Consider the following 16,649-nt stretch of genomic DNA (forward strand, 5'->3'; position numbering starts at 1 on the left):
CAAGAAATCCGCGAGCAATGGCGATCGTAAGTCAAACCTTTCATGCAGTATCGAACTGCTATATTTTAAAAATCTAACGAATTGCCATGAACCCATTCAATGCTTTCACGCAGCTTCACACCCCTCGGCAAAGGGCAATAAAAAAAGGTGGCCGCAAGGGTCCACCCTTTATCTACCACAGCCCAAACAGCTGTACCGCCCTAAGGCGGCTTCAGCTACAAGTGCTTGTGTTACGCGCGGTCAACCAGTTCCAAATACACCATTGGCGCAGAGTCGCCACGGCGGGGTCCTAGTTTCAGAATCCGCGTGTATCCGCCCGCACGTTCCGAGTAACGGGTGGCCAGCTCGGAGAACAATTTTTGGATTGCATCTTGCTCTCCATCAATAGTCTCGCGACGTACAAAAGCAGCTACTTGGCGACGAGCGTGCAAGTCACCTTTCTTTGCTTTCGTGATCAGCTTTTCAGCGATCGAACGAACTTCTTTCGCTTTCGCTTCCGTTGTTTGAATACGCTCATAAAGGAACAGGTCAGTAACGAGGTCACGGAACAAAGCTTTCCGTGCACTAGCGTCACGGCCCAATTTTTGATATGCCATCTTGATTTCCCCTCCCTTGCCTAAAGTCTGTACTAGATGTTCTTGCTACTCTTCCATGCGAAGGCCTAGACCCAGCTCTTCCAGCTTCTCTTGAACTTCCTCAAGCGATTTGCGGCCCAAGTTACGAACCTTCATCATGTCCTCTTCGGATTTCGTGATCAGCTCTTGAACGGTGTTAATGCCAGCGCGTTTCAAGCAGTTGTAAGAACGTACGGAAAGATCCAGTTCCTCGATAGTCATCTCCAGAACTTTCTCTTTTTTGTCTTCTTCCTTCTCGACCATAATTTCTGCGTCTTTGGCTTCGTCAGTCAGACCAACGAAGAGATCCAAATGTTCCGTCAGAATTTTTGCGCCGAGGCTCACGGCCTCTTCCGGTCGAATACTGCCATCGGTCCATACTTCAAGTGTTAATTTGTCGTAGTTGGTTACTTGACCAACGCGAGTATTCTCAACGCTGTAATTCACACGCGTAATTGGCGTATAAATCGAGTCAACGGGAATAACCCCAATCGGTTGATCGTCCCTTTTGTTGCGGTCCGCTTGCACGTATCCGCGTCCCCGATTAGCGAAAATACGCATATGGAGGCGCGCACCGGAGGCCAAGGTCGCGATGTGAAGATCAGGGTTCAAAATCTCGACATCGCTATCAGCTCGAATGTCGCCAGCCGTAACGATTCCATCGCCTTCAGCGTCGATTTCCAACACCTTTTCTTCATCAGAGTGGATTTTCAACGAGAGGCCTTTCAGGTTCAGAATGATTTCTGTAACGTCCTCAATCACTCCTGGAACCGTAGAGAACTCGTGAAGCACTCCGTCGATTTGAACGGATGTCACAGCTGCGCCCGGCAGCGACGACAGTAAAATTCGGCGAAGCGAATTTCCCAGCGTCGTCCCGTATCCGCGCTCCAGCGGCTCAACGATGAAACGTCCGTATGCTCCATCATCGCTCAAATCTACGGTCTCGATTTTCGGCTTTTCGATCTCAATCACTAATAGTACCCTCCTTCAAACGTCGCTCCGTTACCATACCGTTTTTTTAGTCAAATCTCGTAGTATGCCAAACCTTCACAACCATTATTCACAAGTTGCAGTTATTTGATACCACAGTGAATCAACTATACGCGACGACGTTTCGGCGGACGGCATCCGTTGTGAGGAACTGGCGTTACGTCTTTAATCAGGTTAACTTCGAGGCCAGCTGCTTGAAGCGAACGAATCGCTGCTTCGCGGCCTGCGCCAGGACCTTTAACCATTACCTCTACAGCTTTCATGCCATGCTCCATAGCTGCTTTAGCTGCGGATTCCGCTGCCATTTGCGCTGCAAACGGCGTGCTTTTACGGGAACCCTTAAAGCCCATGTTACCGGAGCTTGCCCACGAAATTGCGTTGCCGTGCGGGTCAGTGATCGTTACGATCGTGTTATTGAATGTCGAGCGAATGTGCGCTACGCCAGATTCAATATTTTTACGGTCACGACGTTTTGTACGAACGACTTTTTTAGGTTTTGCCATTGTCCTATTTCACCCCTTTATTATTTCTTCTTGTTAGCTACAGTCCGACGAGGACCTTTACGCGTACGCGCATTCGTTTTCGTGCGTTGACCGCGAACAGGCAAGCCGCGACGGTGACGAACACCACGGTAGCAACCGATTTCGATCAGGCGTTTAATGTTAAGCGAGATTTCACGACGCAGGTCGCCTTCTACTTTAACGGATTTGTCAATTGCTTCGCGCAATTTTGCCAGCTCATCTTCAGTCAAATCCCGAACACGAGTGTCAGGATTAACGCCTGCAGTGCTGATCAGCTTTTGCGAAGTTGTTGTGCCAATACCGAAAATGTATGTCAGGGCGATCACGACGCGTTTGTCACGCGGCAAGTCTACACCAGCTATACGTGCCATATGGCTAAGTCCCTCCTTTATCCTTGTTTTTGTTTGTGTTTCGGATTTTCACAAATCACCATAACGTTGCCTTTGCGACGAATGACTTTGCATTTTTCGCAGATCGGCTTTACCGAAGGTCTAACCTTCATTGTGATTACCTCCCGAATCCTTCGCAAGCATACCGCTGCCGGTCTACTTCCGATAGGTGATGCGCCCTCTGGATAAATCATAAGGCGATAACTGTATAACCACTTTGTCCCCGGTCAGAATCCGGATGAAATGCATTCTGAGCTTGCCGGAAACATGTGCGAGAATTTGATGACCGTTCTCCAGCTCCACCTTGAACATGGCATTCGGCAGCGGTTCAATTACCGTACCCTCGACCTCAATGACGTCTTCTTTTGCCACCGTCATTCTCCTTTCGCATGTGCGTACTTCTGAATCACATAACGTAACTTGGCATTGGTCACTCTGCCCGATTCAAGCAAGCTGTCTGTTACTTCGCTGCTTATAACGGGTTGTAACTCGAGATGCAGAACGTTCTTCTTCTTCGGCTGATCAAACCGCCGCTTATCACCGTCAACGATCATAACGAATCGCTCGTCTACGACAGTCAGGATGATTGCATAGCTGTTCTCATCTTTACCCCGAAGCACCTTAACGATTTGTCCGACCTGCGGCTGTTTCTCCATATGGATTACCCCGATTTCGGCAGCATCGTCAAAATTTCAAAACCGTCCTCCGTTACGGCTACAGTATGCTCGTAATGAGCGCACCATGAACCGTCTTCCGTTACGACCGTCCAATTGTCTTCAAGCGTGCGTACATATCGTTCGCCGATGTTGACCATAGGTTCGATGCAAAGCACCATTCCCGGCTTTAGCTTCGGGCCGCGATCCGGTAAGCCGTAATTCGGTATCTGCGGTTCCTCATGGAGGTCCCTGCCGATTCCGTGTCCGACAAATTCGCGTACGACCGAGAAGCCGGCCGCTTCGACCACCTGTTGCACCGCATGCGATATGGTAAACAATCGAACATCCGGACGAATGAGTGCAAGCGCTGCGTACAACGATTGCTCCGTCACCTCGAGCAGCTTCTCAACTTCATCCGATACCTCTCCGACCTTGTAGGTCCAAGCGGAATCACCATGATAGCCATTGTACTGCGCGCCGATGTCTATGCTTATTATATCGCCTTCGTTCAACGTTCGGGTTCCCGGAAAGCCGTGCACCAGCTCGTCATTCACAGAAGCGCAAATGCTGGAAGGAAAACCATTGTAACCTTTAAAGGATGGAACGGCGCCTTTGCTGCGAATATACGCTTCAGCGATTTGGTCGAGCTCCAGTGTCGTAACCCCAGGCTTTACCGCCTCTTTCATTAACTGATGCGTCTCCGCTACAATGCGGCCGGCTTCCCTCATCACTTGCAGCTCCGAATCGGATTTGCAAATGATCATTACAATGAACCTCGCAAGAGAGTCACGATGTCGGTCGTAACCGCATCGATTTCTTTCTCGCCGTCGACTTCGCGAAGAAGACTTTTACCGCTGTAATAGTCAAGAAGCGGAGCGGTTTTGGAAATATATTCGTCAAGCCGCGTACCGACTTTCTCTTCCGTATCGTCCGACCGTTGATACAATTCACCGCTGCATTTGTCGCAGACGCCTTCTTGCTTCGGCGGATTGAAAATCACATGGTAGGTCGAGCCGCATGCTTTGCAGATGCGTCTTCCCGTCAAACGAGCGAGCAGAAAGCCGCGGTCAACTTTTAAATTAATAACGTGGTCGATGCCCCGGTTCAATTCCGCGAGCATTACATCAAGCGCTTCGGCCTGCTGCAGTGTGCGTGGAAAGCCGTCAAGCAAAAACCCTTTGTTGCAGTCGTCCAGTGCGAGACGTTCTTTTACAATCCCGTTCGTAATCTCATCGGGAACGAGCAGCCCTTGATCGACATACTCTTTCGCTTTGAGACCTAGCGGAGTCCCTTGTTTCATCGCAAGGCGGAATGCATCGCCAGTAGAGATATGCGGAATGCCAAACTCTTCTACGATACGCTCAGCTTGCGTTCCCTTGCCGGCTCCCGGAGGGCCCATGAATAAGATGTTCATTGACGTCTTCCTCGCTTTAAGCACAATAGGCTCATGCGGGTTCCGCCACATCGCATGCGACGAACACGGAATCCCGATCAGAACCTATTGTTATTTATTGATAAACCCTTTGTAATGGCGTTTGATCAACTGGCTCTCGACTTGCTTCATCGTGTCAAGGGCAACGCCGATAACAATCAGAAGCGAGGTGCCGCCGAGCTGCACCGTACGCGGCAATCCAGCAAGTGTTCCGAAGAGCACTGGAAGAATTGAAATAGCCGCTAGGAAAATTGCACCTGTCAATGTAATCCGCGACATAACGCGAGTCAGATATGAGGAAGTTGGTTTACCCGGACGAATGCCTGGAATGTAACCGCCGTTCTTCTTCATTTGATCTGCCATTTGAACCGGATTAATTTGAACGAAGGTATAGAAGAAGGTGAACCCGATGATCAGCAATACATACAACACCATGCCAAGCGGCTTGTCGTAGTACAGATTGTTAATAATCCAGTTCGCCCAACCCGCCCCGTTCCAGAACTGGGCAATCGTGATCGGGAACATAATGAGCGATACCGCGAAAATGACCGGAATAACGCCAGCGCCGTTCACTTTCATCGGAATGTGCGTCGACTGTCCGCCGTACATTTTCCGGCCAACTACGCGCTTAGCGTATTGAACCGGGATTTTACGAATGCCTTGCTGAACGAAGATAACGCCTACGATGATTGCGATGATCGCGATAAGGATCAGAACCATCTTGCCAATGTTCAAGAACAGTTGGCCGTCTGCGTTAATGAATTGATCTTGGTAGATCGTACGAATATGTCCTGGAATACCAGCTGCGATCGCCGCGAAGATCAGGATAGAGATACCGTTGCCGATACCGCGTTCCGTAATCTGTTCGCCGAGCCACATCAGGAAGGACACACCCGCAGTCAATATGATCGCGATGAGCAGGTAATCTACGAATGTAGCACCTGGGATCATCTGGCTGTTATATTGACGGTTGAAGCCAACAGCTGTTGCAAAACCTTGTACCAAACCAAGAATAACCGTGCCGTAACGCGTAATTTGTGCGAGCTTCTTCTTTCCGTTCTCGCCTTCCTTCGCCCATTCCGCAAACTTCGGAATAACATCCATCGATAACAGCTGAACGATAATCGACGCTGTGATGTAAGGCGTTATGCCGATAGCAAAAATGGAAAACTGGAATAGCGCACCGCCGGAAAAAGTGTTCAGCAAACCAAACATATCTGCGCCAGCAGCGTCTACTTGTTTGAATACGTTCTTGTCAACACCTGGCACCGGAATGAAAGCACCGATGCGATATACGAGCAGAATGAAAAGGGTGAACAGGATCCGCTTGCGCAAATCCTCCACTTTCCAAATGTTGGACACGGTTTTGAACAATTAGATCACCTCGGTTTTACCGCCGGCAGCCTGGATCTTCTCTACCGCAGATTGAGAGAATTTACTTGCTTTTACAGTCAGTTGAACCTGGATTTCGCCATTACCCAAAATCTTAATACCTGCGAGTGGATTTTTTACAATCCCCTGCTCAAGAAGAACTTGTGGAGTAACTTCGGTACCTGCTGCAAAGCTGTTCAATTCTTCAATGTTGACTACGGCATATTCTTTGCGGAAACGGTTGTTGAAACCACGCTTCGGAAGACGACGGTACAATGGGTTTTGACCACCCTCGAAACCAGGGCGTACACCGCCGCCGGAACGAGCGTTTTGACCTTTGTGGCCTCTGCCTGCTGTTTTGCCGTTACCGGAGCCAATACCGCGGCCTTTGCGCTTGTTAACTTGCTTAGAGCCTGGTGCTGGTGCGAGTTCATGCAATTTCATCGTTCTTGCACCTCCTTATAGATTTCTGCTTGCATCTATTACTAAACTTCTTCGACTTTGATCAAATGGCTAACCGAGCTAACCATACCGCGAACGGCTGGGCTGTCATTCAGTACAACCGATTGACGAATCTTGCGAAGACCGAACGATTCGACAGTTGCACGTTGTTTCTCGTTGCGGCCGATCAAACTGCGAACGAGGGTGATTTGCAATTTTGCCATCTTATTTCCCTCCTTAACCTAACAGCTCTTCGACAGTTTTACCGCGAAGCTTCGCAACGTCTTCCGCACGTTTCAGACGGGAAAGACCTTCAAGCGTTGCGTTTACCATGTTCATGGAGTTCGAAGAACCGAGGGATTTCGTCAAAATATCGCCTACACCAGCCAGTTCAAGTACTGCACGAACTGGGCCGCCGGCGATAACACCAGTACCTTTGGAAGCTGGTTTCAGAAGAACTTCACCAGCGCCGAAGTGACCAAGCACAAGGTGAGGAATAGTTGTACCTACGAGCGGTACGTGGATCAGGTTTTTCTTAGCATCTTCAATACCTTTGCGAATCGCATCTGGTACTTCGCCTGCTTTACCGATCCCTGCGCCGACGTGACCTTGGCCGTCGCCGACAACTACGAGCGCGCTAAAGCTAAAACGGCGTCCGCCTTTTACTACTTTTGCTACGCGGTTGATATGAACCACTTTTTCAGTCAGTTCACCCAACGTATTCGGATCTATACGCAAGTCGTTTACCTCCTTTTAAGTAAATTCGACTAGAATTCCAGACCAGCTTCGCGAGCTGCGTCAGCAAGCGCCTGAATTCTGCCATGATACAAGTAGCCACCGCGGTCAAATACGATTGCAGTATGACCTTTCGCTTTTGCGCGTTGTGCTACCAATTCGCCGACTTTACGAGCAGCCTCTACGCTGCCTCCGTTGCCGATCGCTTCAGTCAGTTCTTTATCCAGCGTGGATGCCGATGCTACAGTTACGCCATTCACATCATCGATCAATTGAGCGTAGATATGTTTGGAAGAACGGAACACCGAGAGACGCGGACGAGCAACCGTTCCAGTGATTTTTTTACGAACACGCAAGTGTCTTTTCAGACGAGCCTTGTTTTTATCGCCTTTCGTAATCATTCAAGGTTCACTCCTTTCCTTATGCCTTATACCGCTATTTTAAGCAGCCCATTCAGACTGCTTATTTCTTCTTACCAGCTTTACCTTCTTTGCGGATGATGCGTTCGCCTTCATACTTGATACCTTTACCTTTGTAAGGCTCAGGCTCACGTACGGAGCGGATTTGAGCAGCAACAGCGCCTACGCGCTCTTTGTCGATACCGCGAACAGTGATTTTCGTGTTCGCAGGAACATCGAACTCAATGCCTTGCTCAGGAGTGATCTCCACAGGGTGGGAGTAACCAACGTTAAGAACGATCTTATCGCCAGTCTTGTTAGCACGGTAACCAACGCCAACGAGCTCCAAATTTTTCGTGAACCCTTCGGTAACGCCGCTCACCATGTTAGCGATGACGCTGCGTGTCGTTCCGTGCAGGGAACGATGCAATTTATTGTCAGAAGGACGTTCTACTAGGATCTCGCTCTCCGCAACATTAATTTTCATGTCTTTATGCAGTTCGCGGGACAGCGTACCTTTCGGTCCTTTAACGGTAATGACTGTGTTGTCCAAGTTGATGGATACGCCGTTAGGCACTTGGATTGGTTTACGACCAATACGGGACATTGTTACACCTCCAATCGTTGTGACTTGTTACTTACCAAACGTAGCAGACGACTTCGCCGCCAGCTTTGCTTTGACGAGCTTCTTTATCGGTAATAATCCCTTTGGACGTGGAAATGATAGCAATTCCCAGACCGCCCAACACGCGAGGGACTTCAGTCGATTTTGTATATACACGCAGACCTGGTTTCGAAATACGTTTCAAACCAGTGATAACGCGCTCTTGGTTAGGGCCGTATTTCAAGAAAATACGGATAATCCCTTGTTTGTTGTCCTCGATATATTCAGCATCGCGGATAAAGCCCTCGCGCTTCAGAATTTCAGCGATTTGCTTCTTAACTTTCGAAGCGGGCATTTCCACGGTTTCGTGACGAACGACATTCGCGTTGCGAATGCGCGTCAGCATATCTGCAATCGGATCAGACATAACCATTTGTGTTAACCTCCTTCCCGAACTAGGCTGATTACCAGCTTGCTTTTTTAACGCCAGGAATCTGGCCTTTGTATGCTAACTCGCGGAAACAAATCCGGCAAATTTTAAACTTTTGCAAAACAGAGTGCGGACGGCCACAACGTTCACAGCGCGTATATGCACGCACTTTAAATTTCGGTGTACGTTGTTGCTTCACTTTCATCGAAGTTTTTGCCACTGGGTATTACACCTCCTAAAAGTGGATTACTTCGCGAACGGCATGCCCAATTGGGTCAGCAGTTCACGAGATTCTTCGTCCGTTTTTGCCGTAGTGACGATAACGATGTCCATACCACGAACTTTATCGACCTTATCGTACTCGATCTCTGGGAAGATCAATTGCTCTTTCAAGCCAAGCGTGTAGTTACCGCGTCCGTCGAATGCTTTCGTCGACACACCGCGGAAGTCACGAACGCGTGGGAGCGAAATGTTGAACAGCTTGTCAAGGAAGTAGTACATGCGCTCACCGCGCAGTGTTACTTTAACCCCAATCGGCATGTTCTCACGAAGTTTAAAGCCGGCAATGGACTTCTTCGCACGAGTAACAACAGGTTTTTGACCAGAAATGATGCGAAGCTCTTCGACAGCCACATCAAGCACTTTGGAGTTAGCAACTGCTTCGCCAACACCCATGTTGATTACGACTTTCTCGATTTTCGGCACTTGCATTACAGTCGTATAGTTGAACTTCTGCATTAGAGCAGGCGTAATGTCATTAAGAAAACGATCTTTCATTCTTGCAGCCATTTTCATGGACCTCCTTTCCTACGGTTAACGATTAGTCGATCACTTCGCCGGAACGTTTAGCGATCCGGACTTTTTTGCCGTTGTCCAGCACTTTGTATCCGATACGAGTTACTTTGCCGCTCTTCGGATCAATGTGCATTACGTTCGATACGTGAATCGGAGCTTCTTGCTCAATAATACCGCCTTGCGGGTTAACCTGCGAAGGGCGAGTATGCTTCTTCACCATATTGACGCCTTCTACGAGTACGCGGTTTTCACGCGGATACGCAGCGATTACACGGCCTTTTTTCGCCTTTGTCCTTACCGGAGATGACGATGACCGTGTCGTCTTTTTTGACGTGCAATTTGTTGTTGTGCGATTCAAGAATTTTTTTCAGTCTTGGCATTGATTACACCTCCTGCTCACTTAAGCTTTAAGCGTTAAGCATTCTATCGGGGCCCCCGCAAAGTATCGGAATCATCTTCAAGACTACGCTTCACTTTGTGGGGTGTATATTAGATAACCTCTGGAGCAAGCGATACGATTTTCATGAAATCTTTATCGCGAAGCTCACGGGCAACTGGTCCAAAGATACGAGTGCCGCGAGGGCTCTTATCTTCTTTAACGATAACCGCTGCATTCTCGTCGAATGCGATGTAGGAACCGTCTTTACGACGAACCGCACGTTTCGTACGAACGATAACCGCTTTTACTACATCACCTTTTTTGACAACGCCGCCTGGTGTTGCTTGTTTGACGGAGCATACGATCAGATCGCCGATTGCACCGACACGGCGTCCAGTACCGCCAAGAACACGAATACACATCAGTTCTTTCGCACCAGAGTTATCAGCAACTCGCAAACGAGTAAATGGTTGAATCATTTTAACGTCCTCCTTCCGGGCAAATGCTCATTAACTTCATCACACATTAAAGGACAACGGCCACTTCAACAACTTCAACCAGTCTGAAGCGTTTGTCTTTCGAAAGCGGACGAGTCTCCATGATTTTCACGATGTCGCCAATTTTCGCTTGATTGTTCTCATCATGCGCTTTGAACTTTTTCGTGTACTTGATGCGTTTATGGTACAAATCATGTTTTTTGTAAGTTTCTACAGCCACCACGATTGTTTTATCCATTTTATCGCTAACGACTTTTCCGACTTGAACTTTGCGGGCATTGCGTTCGCTCATGTTCTTCCTCCTTCCTTACACCTTGGTATGATCAAGGTCAGCTTAGTTAGCTGCTATACCGAGTTCTCTTTCATGCAAAATGGTTTTAGCGCGAGCAATGTTCTTACGCACGTCACGAATACGTGTCGGGCTTTCCAGTTGGCCGGTAGCCAATTGGAAACGAAGGTTGAAGAGCTCTTCTTTAAAACCAGCGATTTTTACTTCTATCTCAGCAGAGGTAAGGTTGCGAAATTCACTAGCCTTCATTTGCTTCACCACCCACTTCTTCGCGTTTCACGAACTTCGTTTTGATCGGGAGTTTGTGGGACGCGAGGCGCATCGCTTCACGAGCGATTTCTTCGGAGACACCAGCCAGCTCAAACATGATTTTGCCAGGTTTGACGACTGCAACCCACTTCTCAACGTTACCTTTACCGCTACCCATACGAACCTCGAGAGGCTTTTGAGTGATCGGTTTATCAGGGAAAATCTTAATCCATACTTTACCGCCACGTTTGATGTAGCGAGTCATAGCAATACGAGCCGCTTCGATCTGACGGTTAGTGATCCATGAAGGCTCAAGAGCTTGAAGGCCGTATTCGCCGAAAGCTACTTCAGTGCCGCCTTTAGCGCGACCCTTCATGTGACCGCGTTGTTGTTTGCGGTGTTTGACACGTTTAGGTACCAACATGATTAGTTGCCTCCTTCCTGGGGAGCTTTCTTCTTAGCTGGAAGGACTTCGCCGCGATAGATCCATACTTTTACGCCGATACGGCCGTAAGTCGTATGCGCTTCAGCTGTGCCATAGTCAATATCAGCACGCAGCGTATGAAGCGGAACTGTTCCTTCGCTGTAGCCTTCCGAACGAGCAATTTCAGCACCGCCGAGACGACCGCTAACTGCGGTTTTGATCCCTTTAGCACCTGCACGCATCGAACGTTGAATCGCTTGTTTCAAAGCACGACGGAATGAAACGCGACGCTCAAGTTGTTGCGCAATGCTTTCAGCTACAAGAATAGCGTCCAGATCTGCTTGTTTGATTTCGGAAATGTTAATGTGTACTTTTTTGCCTTTAGTGATCTTGCCAAGCTCCGTGCGCAGGTTTTCCACTTCGGAACCGCCTTTGCCGATAACCATACCCGGCTTAGCCGTTTGAATCGTCACGTTAACGCGGTTAGCCGCGCGCTCGATCTCGATGTGGGATACTGCCGCATCTTTCAGTTTGTTCTTGAGGTACTCACGAATTTTCACGTCTTCAAGAAGAAGATCGCCGAAGTCTTTGCCTGCGTACCATTTGGATTCCCAATCGCGGATAATCCCAACACGCAAACCGACCGGATTTACCTTTTGACCCACACGTTATCCCTCCTTATTTTTCAGATACCACCAAAGTGATGTGGCTGGTTCTTTTGTTGATCCGGCTTGCACGTCCCATAGCACGTGGGCGGAAACGTTTCATTGTCGGACCTTGGTTCACGAATACTTGCGTGACAACCAGTTTGTTCACATCCAATTGGTAGTTGTGCTCAGCGTTAGCAATAGCAGAGTTCAGCAACTTCTCAACAATCGGGGAAGCAGATTTCGGCGTGTGACGCAAAATAGCGATCGCTTCGCCTACTTTTTTGCCGCGAATCAAATCGACAACTAGCTGTGCTTTACGAGGAGCAATACGTACGAAATTTACGTGCGCTTTAGCTTCTGGCATGGATGAACCTCCTCTCAACATTCATAAAAGATAGTGGGCAAATTAACGTCTGCCCGTTTTCTTATCATCGTCATGGCCTTTGTACGTACGAGTTGGTGCAAATTCACCAAACTTGTGTCCTACCATGTCTTCTGTTACATAAACCGGCACGTGTTTACGGCCGTCATACACCGCAATTGTGTGTCCAATGAATTGCGGGAAAATCGTCGAGCGGCGCGACCAAGTTTTGATCACGACTTTTTTGTTGCTTTCGTTCAGTTCCTCGACCTTTTTGAGCAGGTGGCCGTCAATAAACGGTCCTTTTTTCAAACTGCGACCCATTCGGAGTCCTCCCTTCGCGGAAACGTAGCTTGTATCAAGCGGTTATTACTTCGTACGACGACGAATAATATATTGGCTCGATGCATTTTTTCTTCTTACGCGTTTTGTAACCAAGCGTCGGTTTGCCCCAAGGAGACATCGGGGATTTACGACCGATTGGAGCACGGCCTTCACCACCACCGTGTGGGTGATCGTTCGGGTTCATTACTACGCCGCGGACTTCAGGACGTTTGCCCATCCAACGGGAACGGCCGGCTTTACCGATTTTCACGAGTTCGTGATCTTCGTTACCAACAGAACCGATTGTTGCACGGCAAGTGTTCAGGATACGACGTACTTCACCAGAAGTCAGACGAATGGAAACATAGTCTTCTTCTTTACCAAGAAGTTGAGCATCTGTACCAGCTGCGCGAACCAATTGGCCGCCTTTACCTGGTTTCAGCTCGATGTTGTGGATAACTGTACCAACAGGAATGTTCACAAGCGGCAATGCGTTACCAATTTTGATGTCTGCATCAGGACCGGAAACGACTTTATCGCCAACTTTCAGACCTTTTGGTGCAATAATGTAAGCTTTCTCACCGTCAACATAGTGAATCAAAGCGATATTCGATGTACGGTTTGGATCGTATTCGATCGAAGCCACGTTACCGATGATACCATCTTTGTTACGTTTGAAATCGATGATCCGGTATTTACGTTTGTGTCCGCCGCCGTGGTGACGAACCGTAATTTTACCTTGGTTGTTGCGGCCAGCTTTTTTGAAAAGCGGAGCAAGCAACGATTTCTCCGGTGTGCTTGTTGTGATCTCTTCAAAAGTCGAGACGGACATGCCGCGACGAGCCGGGGAAGTCGGTTTATACTTTTTGATTGGCACTTGTATTCCCTCCTTTTCTATACAGACGTTTCAAAGAACTCAAGTTCTTTGCTGTCATCGCTCAGTTGAACGATTGCTTTTTTCCAATCAGGTCTATAGCCACTGTGTTTACCATAGCGTTTAGGCTTGCCTGCAACGCGCATTGTGTTAACGCCAGTCACTTTTACTTTAAAGATTTGCTCAATAGCATCTTTAATTTCGGTTTTGTTAGCACGAAGATCGACTTCAAACACATAACGTTTGACAGCCATGTAATCGCTCGTGCGCTCCGTAATAACAGGGCGTTTGATAATATCGCGAGGATTTTTCATTACGCAAACACCTCCTGTACTTTCTCTACCGCTTCTTTCGTGATGATGAGCTTGTCATGTACCAAGACATCCAGAACATTAATGCCGTCAGCTGCGACGAATTTCACGCCTGGGATGTTACGTGCAGACAATGCTACGTTATCATCATAGCTAGGCAAAACAACAAGTGCTTTGCGGTCAGCTTTCAGGTTGTTAAGAATTGCTGCGAATTCCTTCGTTTTAGGTGCCGCGAGTGCCAATTGATCCAGAACGATAATTTCGTTCGCAATCACTTTGGAAGACAATGCGGATTTAATCGCCAGACGGCGAACCTTCTTAGGAAGCTTGAACCCGTAAGAGCGTGGAGTAGGTCCGAAAACCGTACCGCCGCCAACCCATTGCGGGGAGCGAATGCTGCCTTGACGTGCACGGCCCGTACCTTTTTGTTTCCAAGGTTTACGACCGCCGCCGCGTACTTCGGAGCGTCCTTTAGTTTTGTGTGTTCCAGCGCGCTCTGCAGCTTGCTGAAGAACAACAGCGCTATGCAGCACGTGTGCGTTAGGTTGAATTCCGAATACGCTATCGGAAAGCTCAACTTCACCAACTTGTGCGCCACTCACGTTGTATACTGTTACTTTAGGCATTTCTTGTTCCTCCTTTCTTATAACAATTAGTTCTTAACTGTTTGTTTCACTTTAACGAATCCGTTTTTCGGTCCAGGAATGGAGCCTTTAACGAGCAGCACGTTACGTTCTGCATCTACACGGATAATTTCAAGCTTTTGAATCGTAACCGTTTCACTGCCCATGTGACCTGGAAGGCGTTTGCCTTTCGGTACGCGGTTCGCTTGGATCGAACCCATGGAACCAGGACCACGGTGATAACGGGAACCGTGAGCCATAGGACCCGTGCTTTGTCCCCAACGTTTGATAACGCCGGCAAAGCCTTTACCTTTGGAAATACCCGTTACGTCAACAAATTCGCCCTCAGCGAACAAGTCAGCACTTACTGTTTGGCCAACCTCATACTCACCCAGGTTAATTCCGCGAATTTCACGAACGTAGCGCTTAGGAGTTGTATTGGCTTTCTTCGCGTGGCCGATTTCCGGCTTGATCACTCTGGATTCCTTCTTATCGGAGAAACCGAGTTGAACAGCTTCATAGCCATCATTTTCTTGGTCTTTCTTTTGAAGAACAACACAAGGACCTGCTTCGATAACCGTAACCGGAATTACGTTACCTTCAGCGGTAAACACTTGAGTCATTCCAAGCTTTTTCCCTAAGATACCTTTCATAGTTGACACCTCTTTTCCCTTCAATGATCAATTATGCTGTTATTACAGTTTGATTTCGATATCTACACCGGATGGTAAATCCAGGCGCATCAACGCATCAACCGTTTGCGGCGTTGGGTTTACAATATCGATCAAGCGTTTATGTGTACGCTGTTCGAATTGCTCCCGGGAATCCTTGTACTTGTGTACCGCACGGAGAATGGTGATGATTTGCTTTTCCGTAGGTAACGGAATCGGCCCGGATACGCCTGCACCGGAACGTTTTGCAGTTTCAACGATTTTCTCTGCAGACTGGTCAAGAATTCTGTGATCGTATGCTTTCAAGCGAATACGAATCTTTTGCTTTGCCATATAAGTCCCTCCTTCTATCGCCCAATTTATTATCGGACATACTCCGTGAGAAAACCCGGCACATGCCCCATGGCAAAGGGGCCGGGTGTGTCGGCAACCTCTCACATCATCGCAACGTCACAGACCAACAGTCAATATTATAACGAAGTGGGCGGGCAATTGCAAGGGAAAATTGAATAACTTCGCCAGTATTGCTGCAATACTTGAATTATGATGCAGAAACGGCATTTTTATCGTTAAAATGGCCTTCTACCGCAGCCGTTGCTGCTTCCGCTCGTTAATGTCTTTGACTAGCATAACTGACCTGTCCATCGAATCTCAAATCCAATTTCGCCCTATAGGGCATTATAAGATTAGCCTGATACTTATCTGCATCTCTATATAATAGAAGAAACAGATCTATTAACAGGTACATGAACGCAAAAAATGCAGCTATATCGTTTAGCGGGCGGGCATCCCTGAGCTAAACCTAGCTGCATTTTCACCAATCATATCATCAACCGAGTACGACGCGGTCATCCGCCATCTTCTTGCCGCTGATTTGCTCGAATTCACCAAGCAGACGCTCGACAGTCAGATCCTTCTTCCGGTCTTCATTAACTTCAAGAATGATCTTGCCTTTGTCCATCATAATCAAACGATTGCCGAGACGAATCGCCTGCTCCATGTTGTGGGTAACCATCAGCGTTGTCAGATTCATCTCGCGAACAAGTGATTCCGTCAATGTCGTAATCAGTTCGGCACGCGCAGGATCGAGAGCAGCCGTATGTTCATCCAGCAGCAAAATTTGCGGCTTCGTAAACGTCGCCATCAGCAAGCTAAGCGCTTGGCGTTCCCCGCCCGACAGCATGCCTACCTTAGCGCTAAGACGGTTCTCAAGGCCAATGCCAAGCCGTGACAGCTGTTCACGAAAGATTGTACGGCGCGTCCCGTTGATACTGAGCGCAAAACCTCTTTGTTGACCACGTTTGTATGCCATCGCCAAGTTTTCTTCAATGGACATTCGAGGAGCCGTTCCCGCCATTGGATCCTGAAAGACGCGACCGATCCATTTGCTTCTGCGATATTCAGGCAATCCGCTAATATTTCTTTCGTCAATGCGTACTTCACCGATATCCGGCTTCATAACACCAGAGATGATATTCATTAACGTAGATTTGCCAGCACCGTTACTTCCGATTACTGTTATGAAATCTCCTGGATTCATAGCGAGGTTGATGTTGACGAGTGCTGTTTTCTCATCTAATGTACCTGGGTTGAAGAGCTTTGATACTTGGGCAATTTCCAG

30 protein-coding genes and 2 pseudogenes are annotated in these 16,649 nt (G+C 48.1%); all 32 read right to left on the reverse strand.

Going from position 1 to position 16,649, the window contains the following annotated elements:
• Positions 1-230: 230 nt before the first annotated feature.
• Positions 231-596, reverse strand: a complete 366-nt coding sequence (rplQ, locus tag TY10_RS27985; protein ID WP_042171395.1) for a 50S ribosomal protein L17 — start codon at positions 594-596, stop codon at positions 231-233.
• Between the two features lie 45 nt (positions 597-641).
• Complete coding sequence (locus TY10_RS27990; RefSeq protein WP_042171396.1) at positions 642-1,586, reverse strand: DNA-directed RNA polymerase subunit alpha; 945 nt, start codon at positions 1,584-1,586, stop codon at positions 642-644.
• Positions 1,587-1,711: 125 nt separating this feature from the next.
• The gene (rpsK, locus tag TY10_RS27995) at positions 1,712-2,107 is read right to left on the reverse strand and encodes a 30S ribosomal protein S11 (RefSeq protein ID WP_042171398.1); all 396 of its coding nucleotides are present in this window, start codon (positions 2,105-2,107) and stop codon (positions 1,712-1,714) included.
• Positions 2,108-2,127: 20 nt separating this feature from the next.
• Positions 2,128-2,496, reverse strand: a complete 369-nt coding sequence (gene rpsM, locus TY10_RS28000) for a 30S ribosomal protein S13 (protein ID WP_042171401.1) — start codon at positions 2,494-2,496, stop codon at positions 2,128-2,130.
• Between the two features lie 17 nt (positions 2,497-2,513).
• Positions 2,514-2,627 carry a 50S ribosomal protein L36 gene (gene rpmJ, locus TY10_RS28005; protein WP_003333770.1) on the reverse strand — a complete coding sequence of 38 codons (114 nt, stop codon included), beginning with the start codon at positions 2,625-2,627 and terminating at the stop codon, positions 2,514-2,516.
• Positions 2,628-2,670: 43 nt separating this feature from the next.
• Positions 2,671-2,886 carry a translation initiation factor IF-1 gene (gene infA, locus TY10_RS28010; RefSeq protein WP_015847200.1) on the reverse strand — a complete coding sequence of 72 codons (216 nt, stop codon included), beginning with the start codon at positions 2,884-2,886 and terminating at the stop codon, positions 2,671-2,673.
• Positions 2,887-2,888: 2 nt separating this feature from the next.
• Positions 2,889-3,170, reverse strand: coding sequence for a KOW domain-containing RNA-binding protein (locus TY10_RS28015; protein WP_042171405.1), 282 nt, complete (start codon positions 3,168-3,170; stop codon positions 2,889-2,891).
• Between the two features lie 5 nt (positions 3,171-3,175).
• The gene (gene map / locus TY10_RS28020) at positions 3,176-3,934 is read right to left on the reverse strand and encodes a type I methionyl aminopeptidase (RefSeq protein ID WP_042171407.1); all 759 of its coding nucleotides are present in this window, start codon (positions 3,932-3,934) and stop codon (positions 3,176-3,178) included.
• The gene (locus TY10_RS28025) at positions 3,934-4,584 is read right to left on the reverse strand and encodes an adenylate kinase (protein ID WP_042171410.1); all 651 of its coding nucleotides are present in this window, start codon (positions 4,582-4,584) and stop codon (positions 3,934-3,936) included. Before TY10_RS28025 ends, map begins: the two co-directional genes overlap by 1 nt.
• 90 nt (positions 4,585-4,674) lie before the next feature.
• Positions 4,675-5,976, reverse strand: coding sequence for a preprotein translocase subunit SecY (secY, locus tag TY10_RS28030; protein WP_042171412.1), 1,302 nt, complete (start codon positions 5,974-5,976; stop codon positions 4,675-4,677).
• Positions 5,977-6,417 carry a 50S ribosomal protein L15 gene (gene rplO / locus TY10_RS28035; RefSeq protein ID WP_042171414.1) on the reverse strand — a complete coding sequence of 147 codons (441 nt, stop codon included), beginning with the start codon at positions 6,415-6,417 and terminating at the stop codon, positions 5,977-5,979.
• 41 nt (positions 6,418-6,458) lie between these two features.
• Positions 6,459-6,638 (reverse strand): 50S ribosomal protein L30, encoded by a 180-nt coding sequence (gene rpmD / locus TY10_RS28040; protein WP_042171416.1) that lies wholly within the window; start codon positions 6,636-6,638, stop codon positions 6,459-6,461.
• Positions 6,639-6,651: 13 nt separating this feature from the next.
• On the reverse strand, positions 6,652-7,152 hold the full coding sequence (rpsE, locus tag TY10_RS28045; RefSeq protein WP_042171418.1) for a 30S ribosomal protein S5: 501 nt from the start codon (positions 7,150-7,152) through the stop codon (positions 6,652-6,654).
• A 29-nt stretch (positions 7,153-7,181) separates the two neighbouring features.
• A complete protein-coding gene (gene rplR, locus TY10_RS28050) occupies positions 7,182-7,550 on the reverse strand; it encodes a 50S ribosomal protein L18 (RefSeq protein WP_042171420.1) in 369 nt (122 codons plus the stop codon).
• A gap of 61 nt (positions 7,551-7,611) precedes the next feature.
• On the reverse strand, positions 7,612-8,154 hold the full coding sequence (rplF, locus tag TY10_RS28055) for a 50S ribosomal protein L6 (RefSeq protein WP_042171422.1): 543 nt from the start codon (positions 8,152-8,154) through the stop codon (positions 7,612-7,614).
• Between the two features lie 31 nt (positions 8,155-8,185).
• Positions 8,186-8,584 (reverse strand): 30S ribosomal protein S8, encoded by a 399-nt coding sequence (rpsH, locus tag TY10_RS28060; protein ID WP_042171424.1) that lies wholly within the window; start codon positions 8,582-8,584, stop codon positions 8,186-8,188.
• A gap of 31 nt (positions 8,585-8,615) precedes the next feature.
• Positions 8,616-8,801, reverse strand: a complete 186-nt coding sequence (locus TY10_RS28065; RefSeq protein WP_013312154.1) for a type Z 30S ribosomal protein S14 — start codon at positions 8,799-8,801, stop codon at positions 8,616-8,618.
• 26 nt (positions 8,802-8,827) lie between these two features.
• A complete protein-coding gene (rplE, locus tag TY10_RS28070) occupies positions 8,828-9,370 on the reverse strand; it encodes a 50S ribosomal protein L5 (protein WP_042171426.1) in 543 nt (180 codons plus the stop codon).
• A gap of 31 nt (positions 9,371-9,401) precedes the next feature.
• Positions 9,402-9,756 (reverse strand): annotated as a pseudogene (gene rplX, locus TY10_RS28075) (50S ribosomal protein L24).
• Between the two features lie 109 nt (positions 9,757-9,865).
• Positions 9,866-10,234: a 50S ribosomal protein L14 gene (gene rplN, locus TY10_RS28080; protein WP_015847214.1), complete on the reverse strand. Its 369-nt coding sequence runs from the start codon at positions 10,232-10,234 to the stop codon at positions 9,866-9,868.
• A gap of 46 nt (positions 10,235-10,280) precedes the next feature.
• Complete coding sequence (rpsQ, locus tag TY10_RS28085) at positions 10,281-10,544, reverse strand: 30S ribosomal protein S17 (protein WP_042171429.1); 264 nt, start codon at positions 10,542-10,544, stop codon at positions 10,281-10,283.
• A 42-nt stretch (positions 10,545-10,586) separates the two neighbouring features.
• The gene (gene rpmC, locus TY10_RS28090) at positions 10,587-10,790 is read right to left on the reverse strand and encodes a 50S ribosomal protein L29 (RefSeq protein WP_042171431.1); all 204 of its coding nucleotides are present in this window, start codon (positions 10,788-10,790) and stop codon (positions 10,587-10,589) included.
• On the reverse strand, positions 10,780-11,214 hold the full coding sequence (rplP, locus tag TY10_RS28095) for a 50S ribosomal protein L16 (protein ID WP_042171432.1): 435 nt from the start codon (positions 11,212-11,214) through the stop codon (positions 10,780-10,782). Before rplP ends, rpmC begins: the two co-directional genes overlap by 11 nt.
• 2 nt (positions 11,215-11,216) lie before the next feature.
• Complete coding sequence (gene rpsC / locus TY10_RS28100; RefSeq protein WP_042171434.1) at positions 11,217-11,879, reverse strand: 30S ribosomal protein S3; 663 nt, start codon at positions 11,877-11,879, stop codon at positions 11,217-11,219.
• A 13-nt stretch (positions 11,880-11,892) separates the two neighbouring features.
• A complete protein-coding gene (gene rplV, locus TY10_RS28105) occupies positions 11,893-12,228 on the reverse strand; it encodes a 50S ribosomal protein L22 (protein ID WP_081735532.1) in 336 nt (111 codons plus the stop codon).
• A 42-nt stretch (positions 12,229-12,270) separates the two neighbouring features.
• Positions 12,271-12,549, reverse strand: a complete 279-nt coding sequence (gene rpsS / locus TY10_RS28110; protein ID WP_042171439.1) for a 30S ribosomal protein S19 — start codon at positions 12,547-12,549, stop codon at positions 12,271-12,273.
• Positions 12,550-12,594: 45 nt separating this feature from the next.
• Positions 12,595-13,426 (reverse strand): annotated as a pseudogene (gene rplB / locus TY10_RS28115) (50S ribosomal protein L2).
• Positions 13,427-13,443: 17 nt separating this feature from the next.
• Positions 13,444-13,737, reverse strand: coding sequence for a 50S ribosomal protein L23 (gene rplW / locus TY10_RS28120; protein ID WP_042171441.1), 294 nt, complete (start codon positions 13,735-13,737; stop codon positions 13,444-13,446).
• Complete coding sequence (gene rplD, locus TY10_RS28125; RefSeq protein WP_042171443.1) at positions 13,737-14,360, reverse strand: 50S ribosomal protein L4; 624 nt, start codon at positions 14,358-14,360, stop codon at positions 13,737-13,739. Before rplD ends, rplW begins: the two co-directional genes overlap by 1 nt.
• A 26-nt stretch (positions 14,361-14,386) precedes the next feature.
• Positions 14,387-15,010 (reverse strand): 50S ribosomal protein L3, encoded by a 624-nt coding sequence (gene rplC / locus TY10_RS28130; protein ID WP_042171445.1) that lies wholly within the window; start codon positions 15,008-15,010, stop codon positions 14,387-14,389.
• 42 nt (positions 15,011-15,052) lie between these two features.
• Entirely contained in the window at positions 15,053-15,361 is a 309-nt protein-coding gene (rpsJ, locus tag TY10_RS28135; protein ID WP_017692074.1) for a 30S ribosomal protein S10, read from the reverse strand.
• 496 nt (positions 15,362-15,857) lie between these two features.
• On the reverse strand, positions 15,858-16,649 hold a 792-nt coding region (locus TY10_RS28140), incomplete at its 5' end, for an ABC transporter ATP-binding protein (RefSeq protein WP_063510470.1).

This window comes from Paenibacillus gorillae, from assembly GCF_000513275.1.
In the GTDB taxonomy this organism is placed as follows: domain Bacteria; phylum Bacillota; class Bacilli; order Paenibacillales; family Paenibacillaceae; genus Pristimantibacillus; species Pristimantibacillus gorillae.

What these genes read in the sequence shown, in the direction of transcription:
- rplQ (WP_042171395.1), bottom strand. Translation starts at nt 596, where the DNA reads ATGGCATATCAAAAATTGGGCCGTGACGCTAGTGCACGGAAAGCTTTG.
- rpsK (WP_042171398.1), bottom strand. Translation starts at nt 2,107, where the DNA reads ATGGCAAAACCTAAAAAAGTCGTTCGTACAAAACGTCGTGACCGTAAA.
- rpsM (WP_042171401.1), bottom strand. Translation starts at nt 2,496, where the DNA reads ATGGCACGTATAGCTGGTGTAGACTTGCCGCGTGACAAACGCGTCGTG.
- rpmJ (WP_003333770.1), bottom strand. Translation starts at nt 2,627, where the DNA reads ATGAAGGTTAGACCTTCGGTAAAGCCGATCTGCGAAAAATGCAAAGTC.
- TY10_RS28015 (WP_042171405.1), bottom strand. Translation starts at nt 3,170, where the DNA reads ATGGAGAAACAGCCGCAGGTCGGACAAATCGTTAAGGTGCTTCGGGGT.
- map (WP_042171407.1), bottom strand. Translation starts at nt 3,934, where the DNA reads ATGATCATTTGCAAATCCGATTCGGAGCTGCAAGTGATGAGGGAAGCC.
- TY10_RS28025 (WP_042171410.1), bottom strand. Translation starts at nt 4,584, where the DNA reads ATGAACATCTTATTCATGGGCCCTCCGGGAGCCGGCAAGGGAACGCAA.
- rplO (WP_042171414.1), bottom strand. Translation starts at nt 6,417, where the DNA reads ATGAAATTGCATGAACTCGCACCAGCACCAGGCTCTAAGCAAGTTAAC.
- rpmD (WP_042171416.1), bottom strand. Translation starts at nt 6,638, where the DNA reads ATGGCAAAATTGCAAATCACCCTCGTTCGCAGTTTGATCGGCCGCAAC.
- rplR (WP_042171420.1), bottom strand. Translation starts at nt 7,550, where the DNA reads ATGATTACGAAAGGCGATAAAAACAAGGCTCGTCTGAAAAGACACTTG.
- rplF (WP_042171422.1), bottom strand. Translation starts at nt 8,154, where the DNA reads ATGTCCCGTATTGGTCGTAAACCAATCCAAGTGCCTAACGGCGTATCC.
- rpsH (WP_042171424.1), bottom strand. Translation starts at nt 8,584, where the DNA reads ATGGTTATGTCTGATCCGATTGCAGATATGCTGACGCGCATTCGCAAC.
- rplE (WP_042171426.1), bottom strand. Translation starts at nt 9,370, where the DNA reads ATGGCTGCAAGAATGAAAGATCGTTTTCTTAATGACATTACGCCTGCT.
- rplN (WP_015847214.1), bottom strand. Translation starts at nt 10,234, where the DNA reads ATGATTCAACCATTTACTCGTTTGCGAGTTGCTGATAACTCTGGTGCG.
- rpsQ (WP_042171429.1), bottom strand. Translation starts at nt 10,544, where the DNA reads ATGAGCGAACGCAATGCCCGCAAAGTTCAAGTCGGAAAAGTCGTTAGC.
- rpmC (WP_042171431.1), bottom strand. Translation starts at nt 10,790, where the DNA reads ATGAAGGCTAGTGAATTTCGCAACCTTACCTCTGCTGAGATAGAAGTA.
- rplP (WP_042171432.1), bottom strand. Translation starts at nt 11,214, where the DNA reads ATGTTGGTACCTAAACGTGTCAAACACCGCAAACAACAACGCGGTCAC.
- rplV (WP_081735532.1), bottom strand. Translation starts at nt 12,228, where the DNA reads ATGCCAGAAGCTAAAGCGCACGTAAATTTCGTACGTATTGCTCCTCGT.
- rpsS (WP_042171439.1), bottom strand. Translation starts at nt 12,549, where the DNA reads ATGGGTCGCAGTTTGAAAAAAGGACCGTTTATTGACGGCCACCTGCTC.
- rplW (WP_042171441.1), bottom strand. Translation starts at nt 13,737, where the DNA reads ATGAAAAATCCTCGCGATATTATCAAACGCCCTGTTATTACGGAGCGC.
- rplD (WP_042171443.1), bottom strand. Translation starts at nt 14,360, where the DNA reads ATGCCTAAAGTAACAGTATACAACGTGAGTGGCGCACAAGTTGGTGAA.
- rplC (WP_042171445.1), bottom strand. Translation starts at nt 15,010, where the DNA reads ATGAAAGGTATCTTAGGGAAAAAGCTTGGAATGACTCAAGTGTTTACC.
- rpsJ (WP_017692074.1), bottom strand. Translation starts at nt 15,361, where the DNA reads ATGGCAAAGCAAAAGATTCGTATTCGCTTGAAAGCATACGATCACAGA.